Origin of the sequence: Mycobacterium cajalii, from assembly GCF_045809005.2 — a bacterium.
Classification (GTDB): domain Bacteria; phylum Actinomycetota; class Actinomycetes; order Mycobacteriales; family Mycobacteriaceae; genus Mycobacterium.
The window spans coordinates 531,701-547,684 of the sequence record NZ_CM141436.1; the positions used below are offsets into that span (position 1 = coordinate 531,701).

The 15,984-nt window shown below is 70.8% G+C and carries 16 protein-coding genes; 9 read left to right on the forward strand and 7 right to left on the reverse strand.

The window, feature by feature from the left end; all coding sequences use genetic code 11:
- Positions 1-103 precede the first annotated feature (103 nt).
- Positions 104-709: a 5,6-dimethylbenzimidazole synthase gene (bluB, locus tag ACJ512_RS02555; RefSeq protein WP_461480089.1), complete on the reverse strand. Its 606-nt coding sequence runs from the start codon at positions 707-709 to the stop codon at positions 104-106.
- Between the two features lie 65 nt (positions 710-774).
- Positions 775-1,257, reverse strand: a complete 483-nt coding sequence (locus ACJ512_RS02560) for a hypothetical protein (RefSeq protein ID WP_407688772.1) — start codon at positions 1,255-1,257, stop codon at positions 775-777.
- Between the two features lie 113 nt (positions 1,258-1,370).
- Here ACJ512_RS02560 and ACJ512_RS02565 point away from each other — a divergent pair, with 113 nt between their 5' ends.
- Entirely contained in the window at positions 1,371-2,036 is a 666-nt protein-coding gene (locus ACJ512_RS02565) for a L,D-transpeptidase family protein (protein WP_407688773.1), read from the forward strand.
- A 17-nt stretch (positions 2,037-2,053) separates the two neighbouring features.
- On the opposite strand, the gene ACJ512_RS02570 is transcribed toward ACJ512_RS02565, so the two are convergent.
- Positions 2,054-2,542: a nuclear transport factor 2 family protein gene (locus tag ACJ512_RS02570; RefSeq protein WP_407688774.1), complete on the reverse strand. Its 489-nt coding sequence runs from the start codon at positions 2,540-2,542 to the stop codon at positions 2,054-2,056.
- The gene (locus ACJ512_RS02575; protein WP_407688775.1) at positions 2,529-3,173 is read right to left on the reverse strand and encodes a TetR/AcrR family transcriptional regulator; all 645 of its coding nucleotides are present in this window, start codon (positions 3,171-3,173) and stop codon (positions 2,529-2,531) included. The genes ACJ512_RS02570 and ACJ512_RS02575 overlap by 14 nt, the downstream gene beginning before the upstream one ends.
- A 38-nt stretch (positions 3,174-3,211) precedes the next feature.
- On the opposite strand from ACJ512_RS02575, the gene ACJ512_RS02580 reads away from it, so the two are divergent.
- The 3 genes from ACJ512_RS02580 (at position 3,212) to ACJ512_RS02590 (ending at position 8,012) form a co-directional block, all read left to right on the forward strand.
- Positions 3,212-4,438, forward strand: coding sequence for a hypothetical protein (locus tag ACJ512_RS02580; RefSeq protein WP_407688776.1), 1,227 nt, complete (start codon positions 3,212-3,214; stop codon positions 4,436-4,438).
- Between the two features lie 160 nt (positions 4,439-4,598).
- Positions 4,599-6,494: an Hsp70 family protein gene (locus tag ACJ512_RS02585; RefSeq protein ID WP_461479958.1), complete on the forward strand. Its 1,896-nt coding sequence runs from the start codon at positions 4,599-4,601 to the stop codon at positions 6,492-6,494.
- Between the two features lie 126 nt (positions 6,495-6,620).
- Positions 6,621-8,012, forward strand: coding sequence for a DUF7159 family protein (locus ACJ512_RS02590; RefSeq protein ID WP_461480090.1), 1,392 nt, complete (start codon positions 6,621-6,623; stop codon positions 8,010-8,012).
- A gap of 23 nt (positions 8,013-8,035) precedes the next feature.
- Here the strand turns inward: ACJ512_RS02590 and ACJ512_RS02595 are convergent, their stop codons facing one another.
- Positions 8,036-9,262: an IS110 family RNA-guided transposase gene (locus tag ACJ512_RS02595; RefSeq protein ID WP_461480091.1), complete on the reverse strand. Its 1,227-nt coding sequence runs from the start codon at positions 9,260-9,262 to the stop codon at positions 8,036-8,038.
- Positions 9,263-9,579: 317 nt separating this feature from the next.
- On the opposite strand from ACJ512_RS02595, the gene ACJ512_RS02600 reads away from it, so the two are divergent.
- The 3 genes from ACJ512_RS02600 to ACJ512_RS02610 all read left to right on the forward strand — a co-directional run bounded on the left by ACJ512_RS02600 (position 9,580) and on the right by ACJ512_RS02610 (position 11,951).
- Positions 9,580-9,933 (forward strand): hypothetical protein, encoded by a 354-nt coding sequence (locus tag ACJ512_RS02600; RefSeq protein ID WP_461479959.1) that lies wholly within the window; start codon positions 9,580-9,582, stop codon positions 9,931-9,933.
- 41 nt (positions 9,934-9,974) lie between these two features.
- A complete protein-coding gene (locus ACJ512_RS02605; RefSeq protein WP_407688655.1) occupies positions 9,975-10,994 on the forward strand; it encodes an NADP-dependent oxidoreductase in 1,020 nt (339 codons plus the stop codon).
- A gap of 114 nt (positions 10,995-11,108) precedes the next feature.
- On the forward strand, positions 11,109-11,951 hold the full coding sequence (locus tag ACJ512_RS02610) for a glycoside hydrolase family 16 protein (protein WP_407688656.1): 843 nt from the start codon (positions 11,109-11,111) through the stop codon (positions 11,949-11,951).
- A 3-nt stretch (positions 11,952-11,954) separates the two neighbouring features.
- Here the strand turns inward: ACJ512_RS02610 and ACJ512_RS02615 are convergent, their stop codons facing one another.
- A complete protein-coding gene (locus ACJ512_RS02615; RefSeq protein ID WP_407688657.1) occupies positions 11,955-13,469 on the reverse strand; it encodes a glycosyltransferase family 39 protein in 1,515 nt (504 codons plus the stop codon).
- A gap of 59 nt (positions 13,470-13,528) precedes the next feature.
- Between ACJ512_RS02615 and ACJ512_RS02620 the strand changes: the two genes are divergently transcribed.
- Positions 13,529-13,834, forward strand: coding sequence for a hypothetical protein (locus tag ACJ512_RS02620; protein WP_407688658.1), 306 nt, complete (start codon positions 13,529-13,531; stop codon positions 13,832-13,834).
- A gap of 6 nt (positions 13,835-13,840) precedes the next feature.
- Here ACJ512_RS02620 and ACJ512_RS02625 read toward each other — a convergent pair whose 3' ends face one another.
- Entirely contained in the window at positions 13,841-15,268 is a 1,428-nt protein-coding gene (locus ACJ512_RS02625) for an amidohydrolase family protein (protein ID WP_407688671.1), read from the reverse strand.
- Between the two features lie 38 nt (positions 15,269-15,306).
- Here ACJ512_RS02625 and ACJ512_RS02630 point away from each other — a divergent pair, with 38 nt between their 5' ends.
- Positions 15,307-15,981: a GAP family protein gene (locus ACJ512_RS02630; protein WP_407688659.1), complete on the forward strand. Its 675-nt coding sequence runs from the start codon at positions 15,307-15,309 to the stop codon at positions 15,979-15,981.
- The last annotated feature ends 3 nt before the right edge of the window (positions 15,982-15,984 follow it).

Sequence of the window (15,984 nt, forward strand, 5' to 3'; positions counted from 1 at the left end):
TGCACGATCAGGACGTTGTCGCGCTGCCCGTCCGCCACGTGTCCGCCGCCCCTCCTGGTCGCCCTCCGTCGGCGACGATACCCGCTGCCCGAAAGAGGCCCGCTCAGCGCGGTTTCGGTGACTCGGCGGGTAGCCGATCCCAGCGGTTCTCGCTGACGAACTCCGGCAGCGGCCGCGCAAACGCCCACCCGTCCAGTTCCAGCGCCGGCCGCTCCGGGAACTCGGGCACCGGGCCCAGGCACAGGATGGCCACCGGCTCGGCACCGGCGGGCATCGCCAACAGGTCCGCCAGCCGCTGCGGATCGAACAGGGACACCCACCCCACGCCGAGGCCCTCCGACCGGGCGGCCAGCCACAGGTTCTGGATGGCGCAGGACACCGACGCGAGGTCCATCTGCGGCAGGGTCCGGCGGCCGAACACGTGTCGCTCCCGGTCCTCGCACAGCGCGACGACGAACAGCTCGGCGCAGTCCAGGATGCCCTCGACCTTCAGCGCGAGGAACTCCTCACCCCGCTCGCCCAGGGCCGCGGCGGTCAGCGGGCGCTCCTCGTCGACGAGTGCGTGGATGCGGCGCCGCAGGGAATCGTCGGTGATGCGCACGAAGCGCCAGGGCTGCATCAGGCCGACGCTGGGCGCGGCGTGGGCGGCCTGCAGCAAACGGGCCAGCACTTCGTCCGGCACGACGCCGCCCGGGGTGAAGCGGCGCATGTCGCGCCGCTCGGAGATCACCCGGTACACGGCCCGCCGCTCGTCCGCGCTGAACGCCTGATCGCTCACGGGCTGTAGGTGACGCCGACGGCCCGGTAGATGTATTCGGCCGGCATGTCGAACGCCAGCGACCGCCGCGGCAGGCGGTTGAGCACGTCGTCCGGGATGGCGGCCTTGTAGTGCAGCGACAGCTCGCCGCTGAACCTGTCGTCGACCGCACCGACGTCGAGGTCGACGTGTAGGCCGGTCGGGGAGATCTCGGCCCGGGCGGGGCCGGCCTGCGGCGCGTCCCAGCGCACGTCGACGGTCGGGCCGGCCAGCCTGGGCAGCATCGACACCGTCGCCAGTACCCGCTCGGCGGTGAACACCAGCGACCCCGAGTAGCTGGCGACGCCGTGCGGCAACCGCACGCCGGGGATGGCGCCGCTGAACCGCCGGGTCACCGCGACGTAGTCGGCAAGGTAGACAAGGCCTTCCGCCTCGGCCCGGGCGTGCAGCTCGTCGGGCAGCTTGCCGATGCCGAACAACTTTCGGACAAACACCGCCATGACGCCAGTATGACCCGTGCGGCCCGGGATCGACTCGCGGCGCCCGCATCACGGGGCCGTGACCCAACCGGGGCTAAAGCTTTACTTGACCCTGAGGTTCGCGCCGCCCGACGATGGGACGCATGCGCCTGTTGGCTTTGCTGTGCGCTGCGGCGTGCACGGTGTGCGGGTGGCTCTGGCTCGCCCCGAACAGCGGCGCGGCCGGCGCCCCCTGGTTCGCGAACGCGGTCGGCAATGCCACCCAGGTGGTTTCGGTGGTGGGGACCGGCGGTTCGGCGGCGCAGATGGACATCTATCAGCGCACCACCGCCGGCTGGCAGCCGCTGCGGACGGGGATCCCCACCCACGTCGGCTCGGCGGGCCTGGCGCCGCAGGCCCGAAGCGGGGTGCCGGCCACCCCGATGGGTGTCTACACCCTGGACTCCGCCTTCGGCACCGCGCCGAATCCCGGTGGGGGACTTCCGTACACGCAGGTCGTCGGGCCCAATTACTGGTGGAGCGGCGACGACCACAGCCCCACCTTCAACTCGATGCAGGTCTGCCCGAAGTCGCAGTGCCCGTTCAGCACCGCCGAGAGCGAGAACCTGAACATCCCGCAGTACAAGCACGCCGTCGTGATGGGCGTCAACAAGAACAAGACGCCCGGCGGCGGGGCGGCGTTCTTCTTCCACACCACCGACGGTCACCCCACCGAGGGCTGTGTGGCGATCGACGACGCGACCCTGGTGCAGGTCATCCGCTGGCTGCGGCCGGGCGCGGTGATCGCGATCGGCAAGTAGCGCCGCAGCCCAGGTGATCAGTCCAGGGCGCGGCCGGGGGTGAGCTTGAAGTCCAAGCCCGCCAACGACATCGTCGCCTCGTAGGTGCGCTCGTAGCCGGTGGCGCTGATCTTCCAGCCGTCGTCGGTGCGCCGGTAGGTGTCGTGGTAGAAGGCGGCACCGATCAGCATGAAGTTGAAGTCGGCCACGATCACCCGGTCCTGCAGGTACCAGGTGGCCGACGCCTCGTCGCCGGACACGGTGATCTCCGGATGCGTCACCCGGTGTTCGGTGATCACCGCCGGCCCAAGGGATTTGCGCATGTAGTTGACCAGGTCGACGCGGTTGGTGAAGTGGTGCTCCTCGCCGACCGACGATCCGTAGTCGCCGACCACGTCGTCGGCCAGGGTGTCGGCGAACTCGTCCCAGCGCTTGGTGTCCAGCGCACGCAGATACCGGTATTTGACCTGCTTGACGGCTTCGATGTCGGCGAACTCTTGGGGGGTCATCCCGTCATTGCAGCACATCGGGGCTGCCGCGTTGCAGGTAATGGGTCACCATGTCGATCAGCGCGCGCCGCTCGGCGCGCCAGTCGACCGGTGCGCCGATGATCATCTGCACCAGCACCACGCCGCGGAGCGCTGCCCAGATGACCTCGGCGACACCGTCATTGGCGGGATCGTCGGTGATCAGCCGGCCGAGCTGTGCGATCGCGGCGTTCATCTCGAGGAGGTGGTGGCGCGACGCCGCGCCCGGCCCGCCCCGGGTGGCCCGCAGGATCTCGAAGGCCGCCGTCGAGGTGGGGCTGCTGTAGCAGGCCCAGGCGGTGTCGACGACGACCTCGATGCGCTCGCCGGGCGCCAGCTCGCCGACGTCGGCCGACGAGAGGCTGTCGACCAGCCGGGCCACCCCGTCGTCGACCACGGCCATCAGCAGTCCGTTGCGGTCGCCGAAGTGGTACTGGATGACCCCCCAGGTCACGCCCGCGCGCTCGGCCACGTGCTTGGCGGTCGCGGCGGCGAAGCCCTCCTCGACGATGCAGCGGACCGTCTCGTCGATGATCCTGGCCCGGGTGTCGTCGCCGCGCTTGCGCGGCGCGCTGGTGCGCCGCGTGGGGCTCGCGGAGCGGCCGGGGGTCTGACCTGCGGAAATCGACATTGTTGACTTTATAACATAGCCGCATCTATTTTTGGGCGGTGACTCAATCCCGATACGCGCAGCTGTCCCGTCAGGAGCTGGCCGTCCTGGTCCCCGAACTGCTGCTGATCGGGCAGCTGATCGACCGCTCCGGCATGGCCTGGTGCATCAACGCCTTCGGCCGCGACGAGATGGTGCAGATCGCGATCGAGGAATGGGCCGGCGCCAGCCCCCTCTACACCCGGCGCATGCAGCGGGCGCTGGGCTACGAGGGTAACGACGTGCCCACCATCTTCAAGGGCCTGCAGCTCGACATCGGGGCCCCGCCGCAGTTCATGGACTTCCGCTACACCATCCACGACCGCTGGCACGGCGAGTTCCACCTCGACCACTGCGGTGCGCTGCTCGACGTGGAGCCGATGGGCGAGAAGTACGTCTTCGGGATGTGCCACACCATCGAGGACCCGACGTTCGACGCCACCGCGGTGGCGACCAACCCGCGCGCGCAGGTCCGGCCCCTCCACCGGCCGCCGCGGCGGCCCGCCGACCGGCAGCCGCACTGCGCGTGGACCGTCGTCATCGACGAGTCCCATCCCGAGGCGCAGGCCATCCCGGCGCTGGACGTGGTGCGCCGGACCAACGCGGCCGCCTGGGAATTGGCGGCGATCGATCCCGCCGACGAGGGGCTCGCCGACTACTCGGGGCCGGTGCTGTCCGACCTGGACTTCGGCGCCTTCTCGCATTCGGCGCTGGTGCGCATCGCCGACGAGGTGTGCCTGCAGATGCACCTGCTGTACCTGTCCTTCGCCCTCGCGGTGCGCGCCCGTGCCGCCGACGAGGCCCGGGCGATCGAGGTGTGCACCCGCGGCCTGATCGGGATAGCCGGCCTGGCCGCCGAGCGGATCCACCGCGCGCTGGGGCTGCCCGCCGGCGTCGAGGGCGTGCTGCGGGCGCTCGAGTTGCACCCGCTGCTCAACCCCGCGGGCTACGTCGTGGCGCAGACGGCGGGCAACGGGCTTTCGGTGCGTCGGTCGCCGGCCCACGACGACCGGGCCTGGATCTCGTTGTGCTCGCCGGACTCGGTGCAGCCGCTGCAGGCGATCGCCACCGCCGTCGACCCGCGGCTGCGGGTCGAGATGGGCGGCACGGCCGCCGAGTGGACGGCGGAGTTCGTGGCGGGCGACACGCCGGCCGACGAGCTGCCGGAGGTCGCGCTGGCCAAGGTCAGCGGCGGAGCGACGTTCGAGTTCCAGCCGCGGCGCTCGCTGCCCCTCACGGTGGTGTGATACCCGCCCGGGTGGAGTTGTCAAGGGGTCTGCGGTACCACTTCGGTGACACAATCGCATCGGCGGGGTACCAATGACGTTGCAAGCCATCGGCTTTGGGCGTGTCTGCGGCTATGGTTAACGCTGGCCACCGACCCCTGTAGACGAAGGTATTCGCTCTATGTACGACCCACTAGGGTTGTCGATCGGGACCACTAACCTGGTCGCCGCGCGCAACGAAAGCCCGCCGGTTTCGCGGCGCGCCGTGCTGACGCTCTATCCGCACTGCGCGCCGAAAATCGGCCTGCCCCTTGACGCTCCGCCTCTGAACGAGGCGGGCGTGCTGATGAGCGGCTTCGTGGAGCGCATCGGCGACTCGGTGGCGCTGGTGTCCGGGGACGGCTCGGCGCACGATCCGGACCTGCTGATGGTCGAGGCGCTGGACGCGATGGTGCTCACCGCCGGCGCGGACGCGGCGTCGTCGGAGATCTCGATCGCCGTTCCGGCGTATTGGAAGCCGGCGACCGTGCAGGCGCTGCGCAACGGCCTGCGGACCCACGTGGGCTTCGTGCGCAGCGGCATGGCGCCGCGCGTGGTGTCCGACGCGGTCGCGGCATTGACCGCGGCGAACGCCGAACTGTGTTGCGCAACAACCGGTGTGGTCGGGTTGCTCGACTTCGGCGGCAGCGGAACCTCGGCCACGCTGATGAACCTCGACGGCGACTTCGAGCCGGTAAGCCCGACGATGCGGTTCCCGGAGTTCTCCGGCGACGAGATTGACCAGGCGTTGTTGCTGCGGGTCTTCGAGGAACTCGGGCACGGCACCGGCATGGACCCGGGCAGCACCGCCGCGGTCGGGCAGCTCGGCCGGCTCCGGGAGCAGTGCCGCGCGGCCAAGGAGAGGCTGTCCACCGAGGCGGTGACCGAGATCGCCGCCGAACTCGGCGGGCGCCGGTGCACCATCCGGCTGACCCGCGAGGAGCTCGGTGACCTGATACAGGACCGCCTGACCGGCTTCATCTATGCGCTCGACGACATGCTGGTGCGCAACAACAGGAGCTGGTCGGACCTCTCGGCGGTCGTCACCGTCGGCGGCGGCTCGAGCATTCCGCTTGTCACCGAACGCCTTTCGGTGCATTCCCGCAGGCCGGTCGTGTCCCCGTCGGAGCCCGCCTTCGCGGCCGCGCGCGGTGCGTTGATGCTGGCGTCCCGCGGCGAGGAACTCGACTTTCGCACGCGCACCTCCGTCGGCCTGCTCGCGGCCGCCGCGGACGTCTGCGAAGTCGTCGACCTGGGGTGCGGCGACGTGTTGGTGATCGACGACGAGGCCATGACGGATCGCGAATTGGCTTGGTCGCAAACCGAATACCCCGGCGCCGTGCGGCTGCCGTACACGCCCGAGGCCTACGACGAGGACGGGCCCGCCGGCTGGTCGATGCGCCTCAACGTGATCGACGATGCGCCCAGAGCGCGGCCGTGGCGACGGCTCCGGCTGTCCCAGTTGATCATCGGAACCTGCGCCCTGGTGGCCATGACGGCGATCGGCGGGGTGGCCTACACGTTGACGGGCATCGAGAACCGCCAGGCCCCGCCCGCGCCCAGCGTGGCGCCGCGCCCGGCGCCGCCGCCCAGCGCAGTGCTGCCGACGGCCGTGCCCCCGCCGCCGTCGCCGCCGCCGGTGCCCAGCGCCGCACCGCCCCCGCCGCCGCCCCCGTCGTCGCCGCCCCCGCCTGCGCCACCGGTCGTGGTGACCACGCAGCCACCACCCCTGGTCGTCACCACCCCGCCGCCCCCGCCGCCGCGCCGGACCCACCCGCCGGCCGCGACGACGACGGCCCCGCCGCCCAGCCCGACCGAGACGCCCACGACGACACCGCCGCCGCCACCGAGCACGTCGGAGACGCCCACCACGACGACGGTGCCGATGACGACGGAGTGGATTCACGTCCCGCTGCTGCCGGTGCCGATCCCGGTGCCGGTCCCGGCGAACCAGGTTCCCCAGAACCAGGCACCCCAGTACCAGGCGCCCCAGTACCCGGGCACCGGGCAGAACCCGTTCCTGGGTCCGGGTTACTGATCGCAGCGCTGCACCTCACAAGCAGCTCACAGCTACTTTCGGTCACACGCGGGTAGCGTGGAAGCAACGATTCGGGTGTGCGTCGGGCGCGCACCGTAACGCGGCTTGGAGGACCTGGAGGCGCAAGTGGACATCGTGCTGGGGGTGTCGATGGCTGCCACGACGGTCCGGTTGTTGCTGATCGAGGGGGCCGACGCCGACGGCGTCACGATCGAAGAGGACACCTTCGACGTCGGCGAATCGTCGTCGACCGGTGCGGTCGAGCAGGTGATCGCCGCCATCGACGGCACCCGGGAAGGCGCGATCGAGGGCGGCTACCGGCTGGCGTCGATCGGGGTCACCTGGAGCGATCCCGCCCAGGTCGGCGCGTTGCGCGAAGAACTGGCCGCCCGCGAGGTGGGCGGCGTGATGCTGGTGTCGCCGCTGCTGGCCGCCGCCGCGCTGGCCCAGACGGTGGGCCACGCGATCGGCTACGAGCACATCGCGATGCTGTTCGTCGAGCCCGACCACGCGACGCTGGCCGTCGTCGAGGTTTCCGACGGCTCGATCGTCGACCTGCACCGCCGGGCGTTGGCGAACGCCCATCCGGAGGCGCCCCGCGAGGCCCTGGCGGCCGAGCTGGCCACGATGGTCGCCGCCCTGGACGCGCGGGGGTCGTGGGCCGACGGCGTGTTCCTCGTCGGCTGCGGCACCGAGATCGTCTCCGTCAAGCCCGCCCTCGAGGCGGTCACGCCGCTCGACGTCACCGCTCCCGAGGAGCCGGAGATGGCGCTGGCCCGCGGGGCGGCGCTGGCGTCGGCGAACGCGCCGCTGTTCGCGTCGTCGACGGCCGCGCTGGCCTACGCCCTGGACCCGGGCACCGGAGAGATCCACCCCCGCGGCCTGACCCCGACCTACCTGGACATCAGCGCCAACGCCGACCTGGGTGACGAGGCCCTGGCCTACAGCGCAATCGCCGAGGACGACGACGAGGCCCCGCGCCGTCGCCGCCGGCCGTTGATGTTGACCGGCAGCGCGCTGGCGGGCATCGCCGCCGTCGCCGCCGGGGTGGTGCTGCTGTCGCTGCCGTCGGACCGGCCGGCGTCGGCCGTGCAGCACAAGCCGCGCGTCAGCGTGGCCGCCCCGGCGAAGCACCTGCCGGCTCAGGCACCGGCCAAGCCGTCCCCGCCGAGCGCGCCGCCGCCCCCCGCGGCCGCCGCGCCGCCGCCGCCCTCGGCCGCCCCGGCCCCGGTCGAACATCCGGTACCGCACACCCCGGTGGAGGCGCCGCCCCCGGCGCACGTCTACCACCGGCAGGCGCCCCGGTACGTGCCCACCCCCGTGCAGCGGGCCGTGCCCGCACCGGCGCCGGCCGCCCCGCCGCCGCCGCCACCCGCCGCCGTGCCTCCGCCGCCGCCCGCGGCAGCGCCGGCGCAACCCAGCAGGCCGCTGACGACGGTGTATCTGCACTTTCCGTTCGTCACCGTGCCGATTCCGATCTACCCCCCGGCCCCGCCCCCGCCGCCGCCCGCACCCTAGGAGGTCGCATGAGAAGCCCTATGTCAAGCCGCCTCGTCTTGGGTGAGGATTCGTTGGAGTGCGCGGTGTTTGTCGGGGGCGTAGGCGAGGTTGTCTTGCCAGCAGTGCCAGATGATGTGCAGCCAGGCGCGGGCGAGGATGCGTACGGCGTGGGGGTGGTCGTGCCCGCGGGTTCGGGCCCTGTCGTAGAGGTCGGCGGCCCAGGGGTTGACCAGTCGGGTGTCGGCGGCGAAGTCGGTGACGGCGTCACGGAGTTGTTTGTCGCAAGCCCAGCGGAATCCGACAATGCGGGATTTGCCGGACTGGCGCGTAGAGGGCGCGGCGCCGGCCAGACAGGTCAGCGACTCCGGGGTGGGGAATCGAGCACGGCAGTCCCCGATTTCGGCAAGCAGGCGCGCGGCGCGGACCCGTCCGGCGCGGGGCAGGGACGTGAAGATGTGGGCGTCGGCGTGGGTGTCCAGTTGTGCCTCGATCTGGGTCGAGAGCGCTTTGATCTGTGCGACCAGGGTGCCCAGCAGTGCGACGTAGCTGGCGGTGATGTGGGCCTGGGTGCTGCCGTGAGAACCGGTTGCGCCGGGGGCAGCGTCAAGGATGCGGTGGTGCAGCACGGCGGGGTCGACCTTGCCGGAGTAGCCCTGCTTGGCGAGCCAGTCGCCGAGCCGTTTGGGGGTCAGCCAGTCGATCTTGTCCTGGGTGTCGAATCGGGTCAGGAACGCCAGGCTGATCGCGGAGTCGATGTCTTTGAACAATCCGACGGCGGCAGGCAGCACGTTGCGCAGGTGTGCGCGCAGCTGATTGGCAACGGCCACACGGTGATTGACCAAGTCCTTGCGGGCGCGGCAGGCGCGCCGCAGGGCGACGGTGGCGTCGGTATCGGGGATCAGCGCCCGCAGCCGGGCGCGGTCGGTGCGCAGGGTGTCGGCGAGCACGTAGGCGTCGAACCGGTCGTCCTTGTTGCCGGCCGAGCCGTAGCGGCCGCGCAGGTTCTTGACCTGATTCGGCGAGATCACCACCACGGCCAGACCGGCGAGCAGCAGGGCGTCGACGACTGGCCCGTCGGGACGTTCGATGGCGACCTCACCCACTCCATGGCGGCGCAGGAAAGCGATGAGTTCCCGCAGTCCGGGCGCGCTATGGGGCACCGTGGCTCGGTCGAGTTCGCGGCCCCGGTCATCGACGACGCTGACCGCGTGGTCGTCGCGGGCCCAGTCCAGACCGGCGGTCACACCCCCCGGCGGCTCCTGCGGCAGGGTGGTATCGGTCGGGGTATTGCTGGCAGACTTCACGTCAGCCTCCTCGCTGCTAGTCCCAGTGGGGAGGCACCCATCTTTTCTGGTGCCGCTGGTGCCGGGACGTGGTTGCCGGTCCGCTCACTGATCGGCGCTCGCAGCCAGACGCGGCGTTGGCGCTCAGCCCTATCGACGGTCGACACGCCCCGGGCAACCACCAGGGCCTGCAGATCTCATACTGGACATCAACCGCGTCAAGCGAGCAGGGCAGTGACCTGGTGGCACCTCGGGTGCATCAACGCTTCATCCAGAAGCGATGACCTCAGGAAGGTAGTCCAGTGAGCGAGTACGGTCCGTTCGGGTTCGATCCCGACGAGTTGCGCGGCGTGTTCGAGCGGATCGGCAAGTTCGTCGGCGCCACCGGGGCCCGGGCGGGCTGGTCGGCGGTCTTCGAGGACCTCGCGGGGCGGGCGCGCTCCGCGCCGGAGACCGCCGGCGAGGCCGGTGACGGCGTGTGGGCCGTCTACACGGTGGACGCCGACGGCGGCGCCCGCGTCGAGCAGGTCTATGCCACCGAGCTCGACGCGCTGCGGGCGCACAAGGACAACCTCGATCCGCGGCGCAAGGTCCGCTTCCTGCCGTACGGCATCACGGTCAGCGTTCTCGACGACGATTCGGACTCACCGGCTTAACGGCGTTCCGGCGAGTGGGCCGGGCCTGTAGTTTCTGCTTCGTGCCCGACTTGCCGAACCGTCAGATACTGTTGCGCCGCCGCCCGACCGGGCTGGTGAAGCCCGACGACACCGAGCTGGTCACCACGCCCGCGCCCGAGCCCGCCGAGGGGGAGGCGCTGATCCGCACCACCTACGTCGGCATCGACGCCGCCGCCCGCACCTGGCTGGACGACCAGCCCAGCTATCTGCCACCGGTCCAGCTCGGCGAGGTCATCCGGGCGGCCGGCATCGGCGAGGTCGTGACGTCGCGCTGTGACGCCTTCGCCGTCGGCGACGTGGTCACCACGCTGACCGGCTTCTCCGAGTACGCGATCATCCGCGACGACATGTTCAGCACGCCCATCCCGGGCGAGGACGACCAGCTCGCGATCATGTCGGTGTACGGCCCGACCGGTGCCACCGCCTACTTCGGGATGACCGACATCGGTCGGCCGCAGCCCGGGGAGACGGTGGTGGTCTCGGCGGCCGCGGGTGCCACCGGCTCGGTGGCCGGACAGATCGCCAAGATCGCCGGTGCCCGGGTGGTGGGGATCGCGGGCGGCCCGGAGAAGTGCAAGGCGGTGGTCGAGGACTTCGGCTTCGACGCGTGCATCGACTACAAGAACGACGATCTGGCCGCCGCGCTCAAGGAGCACTGCCCGCGACGGGTCGACGTCTACTTCGACAACGTCGGGGGGCCCATCCTCGACGCGGTGCTGGGCCGGATCGCCAACCGGGCGCGCGTGGTCCTGTGCGGGGTCATCTCCAGCTACCTCACCGGTGAGCACCCGGGTCCGGCAAACTACGTCAACCTGTTGTCGAAGACGGCGTTGATGCAGGGTTTCAACGCCCTCGACCAGTGGGGGCGTTTCGACGAGGCGTTCGCCGCGCTGCGCCGGTGGGAGGCCGACGGCCTGCTCCGGCACCGGGAAACCATCTTCGAGGGCATCGATTCCTGCGTCGACGCCCTCAACGGGTTGTTCACCGGGGTCAACATCGGCAAGACGCTGGTCAAGCTGAGCGAACCCACGTCCCGCTAGCGCGGCGAGATGCGGCGCGGGCCCGCCGCGTGGTTTCATAACACCGTTTGCAGCGTTGCTTCGGGGGAATGTCGGAGTAGGGCTTTCCGGCTTGCGGATGGGTGGTGTCTAGGAATGGATCGTCGCAACATGTTGACGACGGGGATCGGCATGCTCGCGGCCGCGGCCGCGGCCTCGATCCGTCTCCCGCAGGCCGAGGCCCAGCCGGTGCCGCCGCCGTCGACGCCCGCCCAGGCCACGGGCGGGCCCTATATCTTCCAGGACGAGTTCGACGGCCCGGCGGGCTCGGGCCCGGACCCGGCCAAGTGGACCGTGCAGACCTGGCAGGACGACGTGTTCCCGCCGGTCGACGGGATATACCGCGACGATCGCCAAAACGTTTACGTGGACGGCAACTCCAACCTCGTCCTGTGCGCCACCAACGACTTCGGCACCTATTACACGGGCAAGCTGCGCGGCAACTTTCGCAGCATGATCAACCAGACGTGGGAGTCGCGGATCAAGCTGGACTGTCTGTTCCCCGGTCTGTGGCCCTCGTTCTGGGCCGTCAACGAGGATCCGCTGCCCGACGGCGAGGTCGACATCTTCGAGTGGTACGGCAACGGCAGCTGGCCGCCGGGCACCACCGTCCACGCGGCGTCCAACGGAAAGACCTGGGAGGGCAGGTCGATTCCCGGGTTGGTCGACGGCGGGTGGCACACGTGGCGGATGCATTGGGGCGAGGACGGATTCCAGTTCTGGCGCGACTACGTCGACGGCGCCAAGCCCTACTTCAGCGTCCCCAACAAGCCGATCCCGGTGCACGGCAACCCCAGCGACCTGCGCTGGCCGTTCAACAATCCCGGCTACTGGCTGACGCCCATGTACACCCTCGCCGTCGGTGGGGTCGGCGCCGGAGACCCCGCCCTGGGCACCTACCCGTGCACCATGCTCATCGACTACATCCGAATCTGGTAGTCCTCACCGCTGCGCCTTGAGCACCTGAACCAGGTTGAACTGCCAGCGCTCGACGAGGCGGAAGCCCAGGTCGCGCGGCACCGCGAAGGCCGGGGTCGCGCCGTAGCGCGGACCCGGCGGCAGCGCGGGCCCCTGCTCGTGGGCGGGCCGCGACTCGTCGGCCTGGGTGATGATCCAGACGACGCGGCACCGGCTGAGCGGCTGGGCGACGACCTCCGGGATGAGGTTGGTGTCGAAGACGTCGTCGCGGTCGGTGGCCCGTTGCCACAGGGTGAGGTCGACCAGCTTGCGGTACGCATCGGGGCGGGCCGCCAGCAACGGGCGCATCGGGGCGGGCATGAACGTGACCGTGTCGTTCACCAGCAGGCAATCGCCCGGCGACGCCTGCGCGGCGATCAGGTCGGCCACCTGGCTGTAGTCCATCCCGTATTTGGCGTACGGGTTGCGCTGCGCCAGAACGTAGTTCGGTGTGGCGACCACCGCGAACAAACCGACCAGCACCATCGCCCGCCACGGCCTGACGGCCACCGCCGCGGCGCTGCACCCCAGGATCAGTGCCATCGCCGGTGCGGTGAACGACAGATAGCGCGGCGTGTAGACCGGGTGGATCGCCGCCGACCAGAACACGATCGCGGCGGTCGGGATCGCCAGCCAGGCGAGCGCCAGGGTCACCACCTGCCGATCCGCCGGCCGTGACGCGCGCAGCCGCACGACGGTCGCGGCCGCGACCAGCAGGGCCGCCAGCACCGCGAACTGGGGGTTCCTCTCGAAATACTGCTGCACCGCCACGTCTTCGAACGTGCGGCGCCCGATCGGTGCGATCCAGCTGATCTGGTGCACCTGCCCGGCGGCCAGGGCCAGGAACGGCGCCGTCGCGCACCCCGCCAGGGCCGAGGCGACGGCAAACCGCACCAGGACGGCACGCCGGCGCCGGAACGCGACGACTAAGGCGGCGTGCACCAGCACCAGCAGCGCCAGGTAGACGTCCAGCACGATCGAAACCGCTTGTGCCACAGCGTAAAACGACCAAATGCGGGTGTCGCCGCGGCGGCCGGCGTACAGCAGCAACACGGTCAGCCAGACCGCGGCCATCATCGAGACGGCGTAGGGCCGGGCTTCGATGCCCGCCCAGGTGGAACGGGGCAGGATCGCGCAGAACACGCCGGAGGCCACCGCGACCGTGCGCGACGAGAGCTGCTTGCCCAGCACCACCAACCCCGCCGCGGCGCCGCCGACGGCCAAACCGCTTGGGGCGCGGGCCCAGAACTCCGTGGGCGGAAAGATCGCGAACCAGCCGTGCATGAGCAGGTAGTAAAGGCCGTGCACGGCGTCGACGTTGCCCAGCATTCGCCACAACTGGGCCGGCGAGCGGCTGTAGGCGGCCGAAATGGTCGCCGCCTCGTCGTACCAGAAGGACGGGCGGCCGGCGCCGACCAGGCTGACCGCCGCGGCCAGCAGCCCCACGACCAGCGGGTCCAGCGCGGCCGGCGGCGGGCACAGCCGGGCGCGGGTGGACATCACCGCTATGTTGCCATGCGCACTGCGCGGTTCCGCGCATTCGAACGTATGATCGATCGATGGGCCAGCTCGGGGCGATCGGGTACAACGGGCAGCCGGTCCGCAGCCCGTTCCGCGTGGTGCGGCCGCCGGTCCCGGTGCTGGTGGACCTGACCGCGCTGTTCCCGCGCGAGCCGCACCGCTCGGGCCGTTACCAGCCCAACGGCCTGCAACTGCACAAGGTCGTCGAGGGCAGGCTGAGCTGCTGGGGCATCTGCGAGCAGGGCGACTGGTGGGGGCTGGTCACCTACCCGGTCGCCTACGGCGCCAAGCAGAGCACCGTGACCCACTGGGTGCCGGCCTGGACGCTGCGCCGCAGGGGCTGAGATCGTCTAAGGCCGCAACCGGCGCCCCTGCACGTACGTCGCGGCGACGGACGTCTCGCGCGCGCCCATCAGCACCGCGAACAGGGTCTGGTCGCGCGCGGTGGTCGCGTCGCCGGAGCGCAGTCCGTGGGCGACCGCGGCGTGCAGCGACGGTGTGCGCGCCGGGTCCACCACGACGAAGTCGGCCTCCTTGCCGGCGTCGAAGTTGCCGAAGCGGTCCTCCATGTCGAGTGCGCGTGCGCCGCCGAGCGTTCCGAGGAACAGCAGCTGGGCCGGATGCAGCGAAACCGCGGCCGCACCGGGCTCCGAAATGTGGGCCTTGAATGCGGCGTTGAGCACCTGGGGTATGGGCCACTGGTCGCCGGCGCCGAAATCCGTTCCGGCGCAGACATTGACGCCGGAAGCCACCGTCCGCCGCCACGGCATGGTGCCCGTGCCCAGGAACTGCTGGGAGACCGGGCAGTGCGCGATCGACGCGCCCGCCTCGCTCATCCGCGCAAGCTCGGAATCGCGGCAGTGCACCGCGTGCGCGAAAACGCTGCGCCGCCCCAGCAGGCTCGGCCCGCCGACCCGCGCCCCGGGCAGGAACCTGCCGTCGTAGAGGTCGAGGCAGGCGTCGACCCCGTAGGTCTTCCTGGTCTCGTCGACGTCGCCGGTGCCGGGGCGGTTGTCCTCGTTGAGGTGGGTGTGGAAGTACACGCCCCGGTCGCGCACCGAATCATACAGCTCGCCAAGGCGTTTGAGCGTGCGTGCGGTGACGGCCAAGGAGAACCTGGGGACGATCGCGACGTGCAGCCGCGCGGTCCCCGCGTCGCCGCCGGTGTCCGCCGCGTGCCACCTCTCGATCTCGTCGCCGACCAGCCGCAGCGCTTCGTCTTCGGAGGTGATCAACCGTGCGGCCGCGTGGGGGCCCGTCGTCTGGATTCCGCGACCGCTGACGATCCGCAGTCCGCGCCGCGCCGTCTCCGCGAACAAGGCGTCCTGGGCGTGGGGAAACGCGGACCCGAAGACCATGGCCGCGGTGGTCCCCGACACGACGCGCCGGTCGCAGAACTCGGCGGCGGCCCGCGCGGCGAATTCCGGATCGGCGAAGCGGGCCTCGGCGGGGTAGGCGCACGCGCTCAGCCAGTCCAGCAGGTGCCCGCCGAAGTGGGAGTCGCCGGCGAACGTCTGCGGGAAGTGCACGTGGGTGTCCACGAAGCCCGGGAGCAGAAAGCCGGGCCGGTGATCGCAAACCGGCGCCGACCGGTACTGCGCCGGGACATCGGCCCGGTGGCCGCAGAACGCGACGCGGCCGTCCTCGGCGACGACCAGCGCGCCGTCGGCGATCGACACCAGCGCCGCGGCCGCGTCGTTGACCAGCGGGGTTCCGGCGAGGTGAAAGATGTGTCCCAGATGGATTTCTGCCACGTGCCTCCCCAGCCTCAGGTCCATCATGCCGAAGCGGCGCGCCAATGCGATGATTGCTGCCCGTGGCACAAAGTTCGGGTTCCGTACTGACCGCGCTCGTCGCGCTGGCGCTGGTCATCGCGGTCTCACCCATCACGGTCATTCCGGCGGTACTGGTCCTGCACGCGTCCCGGCCGCGGCCCGTGGGTCTCGCCTTCCTCAGCGGGTGGGTGGTGGGCCTGGCGGCCGTCACCGGCGCGTTCGTCGCGAGTTCGGACCTGCTCGGCGACCTGCGCAAGTCACCGCCGACCTGGGCGTCGTGGCTGCGGGTGGTGCTGGGGTCGGCGCTGGTCGTCTTCGGCATCTACCGCTGGGCGACCCGCAACCGCCAGGGCAGCATGCCGGCCTGGATGCGTTCGTTCTCCAAGCTGACCCCGGTGCGCGCCGCGCTGACCGGGGCGCTGCTCGTGGTGATACGACCCGAGGTCCTGATCCTGTGCGCGGCGGCCGGCCTGGCCATCGGCAGCAGCACCCTCGGTGTCGCCGACGGGTTCGCCGGCGCCGCGTTCTTCGTCGTCATCTCCGCGTCGACGGTCGCCCTGCCCATCCTGGCCTACGTCGGCGCCGGTGACCGGCTCGACGACACGCTCGAGCGCGTCAAGGACTGGATGGAGCAGAACCACGCCGCGATGATGGCGGTGATCCTGGTGCTCATCGGTTTCATGGTCATCTACAACGGAATTCACGCTCTGCCCTGAGCT

What these genes read in the sequence shown, in the direction of transcription:
- ACJ512_RS02560 (WP_407688772.1), bottom strand. Translation starts at nt 1,257, where the DNA reads ATGGCGGTGTTTGTCCGAAAGTTGTTCGGCATCGGCAAGCTGCCCGAC.
- ACJ512_RS02570 (WP_407688774.1), bottom strand. Translation starts at nt 2,542, where the DNA reads ATGTGCTGCAATGACGGGATGACCCCCCAAGAGTTCGCCGACATCGAA.
- ACJ512_RS02610 (WP_407688656.1), top strand. Translation starts at nt 11,109, where the DNA reads ATGGATCGTCGCAACATGTTGACGACGGGGATCGGCATGCTCGCGGCC.
- ACJ512_RS02625 (WP_407688671.1), bottom strand. Translation starts at nt 15,268, where the DNA reads ATGGACCTGAGGCTGGGGAGGCACGTGGCAGAAATCCATCTGGGACAC.
- ACJ512_RS02620 (WP_407688658.1), top strand. Translation starts at nt 13,529, where the DNA reads ATGGGCCAGCTCGGGGCGATCGGGTACAACGGGCAGCCGGTCCGCAGC.
- ACJ512_RS02585 (WP_461479958.1), top strand. Translation starts at nt 4,599, where the DNA reads ATGTACGACCCACTAGGGTTGTCGATCGGGACCACTAACCTGGTCGCC.
- ACJ512_RS02565 (WP_407688773.1), top strand. Translation starts at nt 1,371, where the DNA reads ATGGGACGCATGCGCCTGTTGGCTTTGCTGTGCGCTGCGGCGTGCACG.
- bluB (WP_461480089.1), bottom strand. Translation starts at nt 709, where the DNA reads ATGCGCCGCTTCACCCCGGGCGGCGTCGTGCCGGACGAAGTGCTGGCC.
- ACJ512_RS02575 (WP_407688775.1), bottom strand. Translation starts at nt 3,173, where the DNA reads ATGTCGATTTCCGCAGGTCAGACCCCCGGCCGCTCCGCGAGCCCCACG.
- ACJ512_RS02615 (WP_407688657.1), bottom strand. Translation starts at nt 13,469, where the DNA reads ATGTCCACCCGCGCCCGGCTGTGCCCGCCGCCGGCCGCGCTGGACCCG.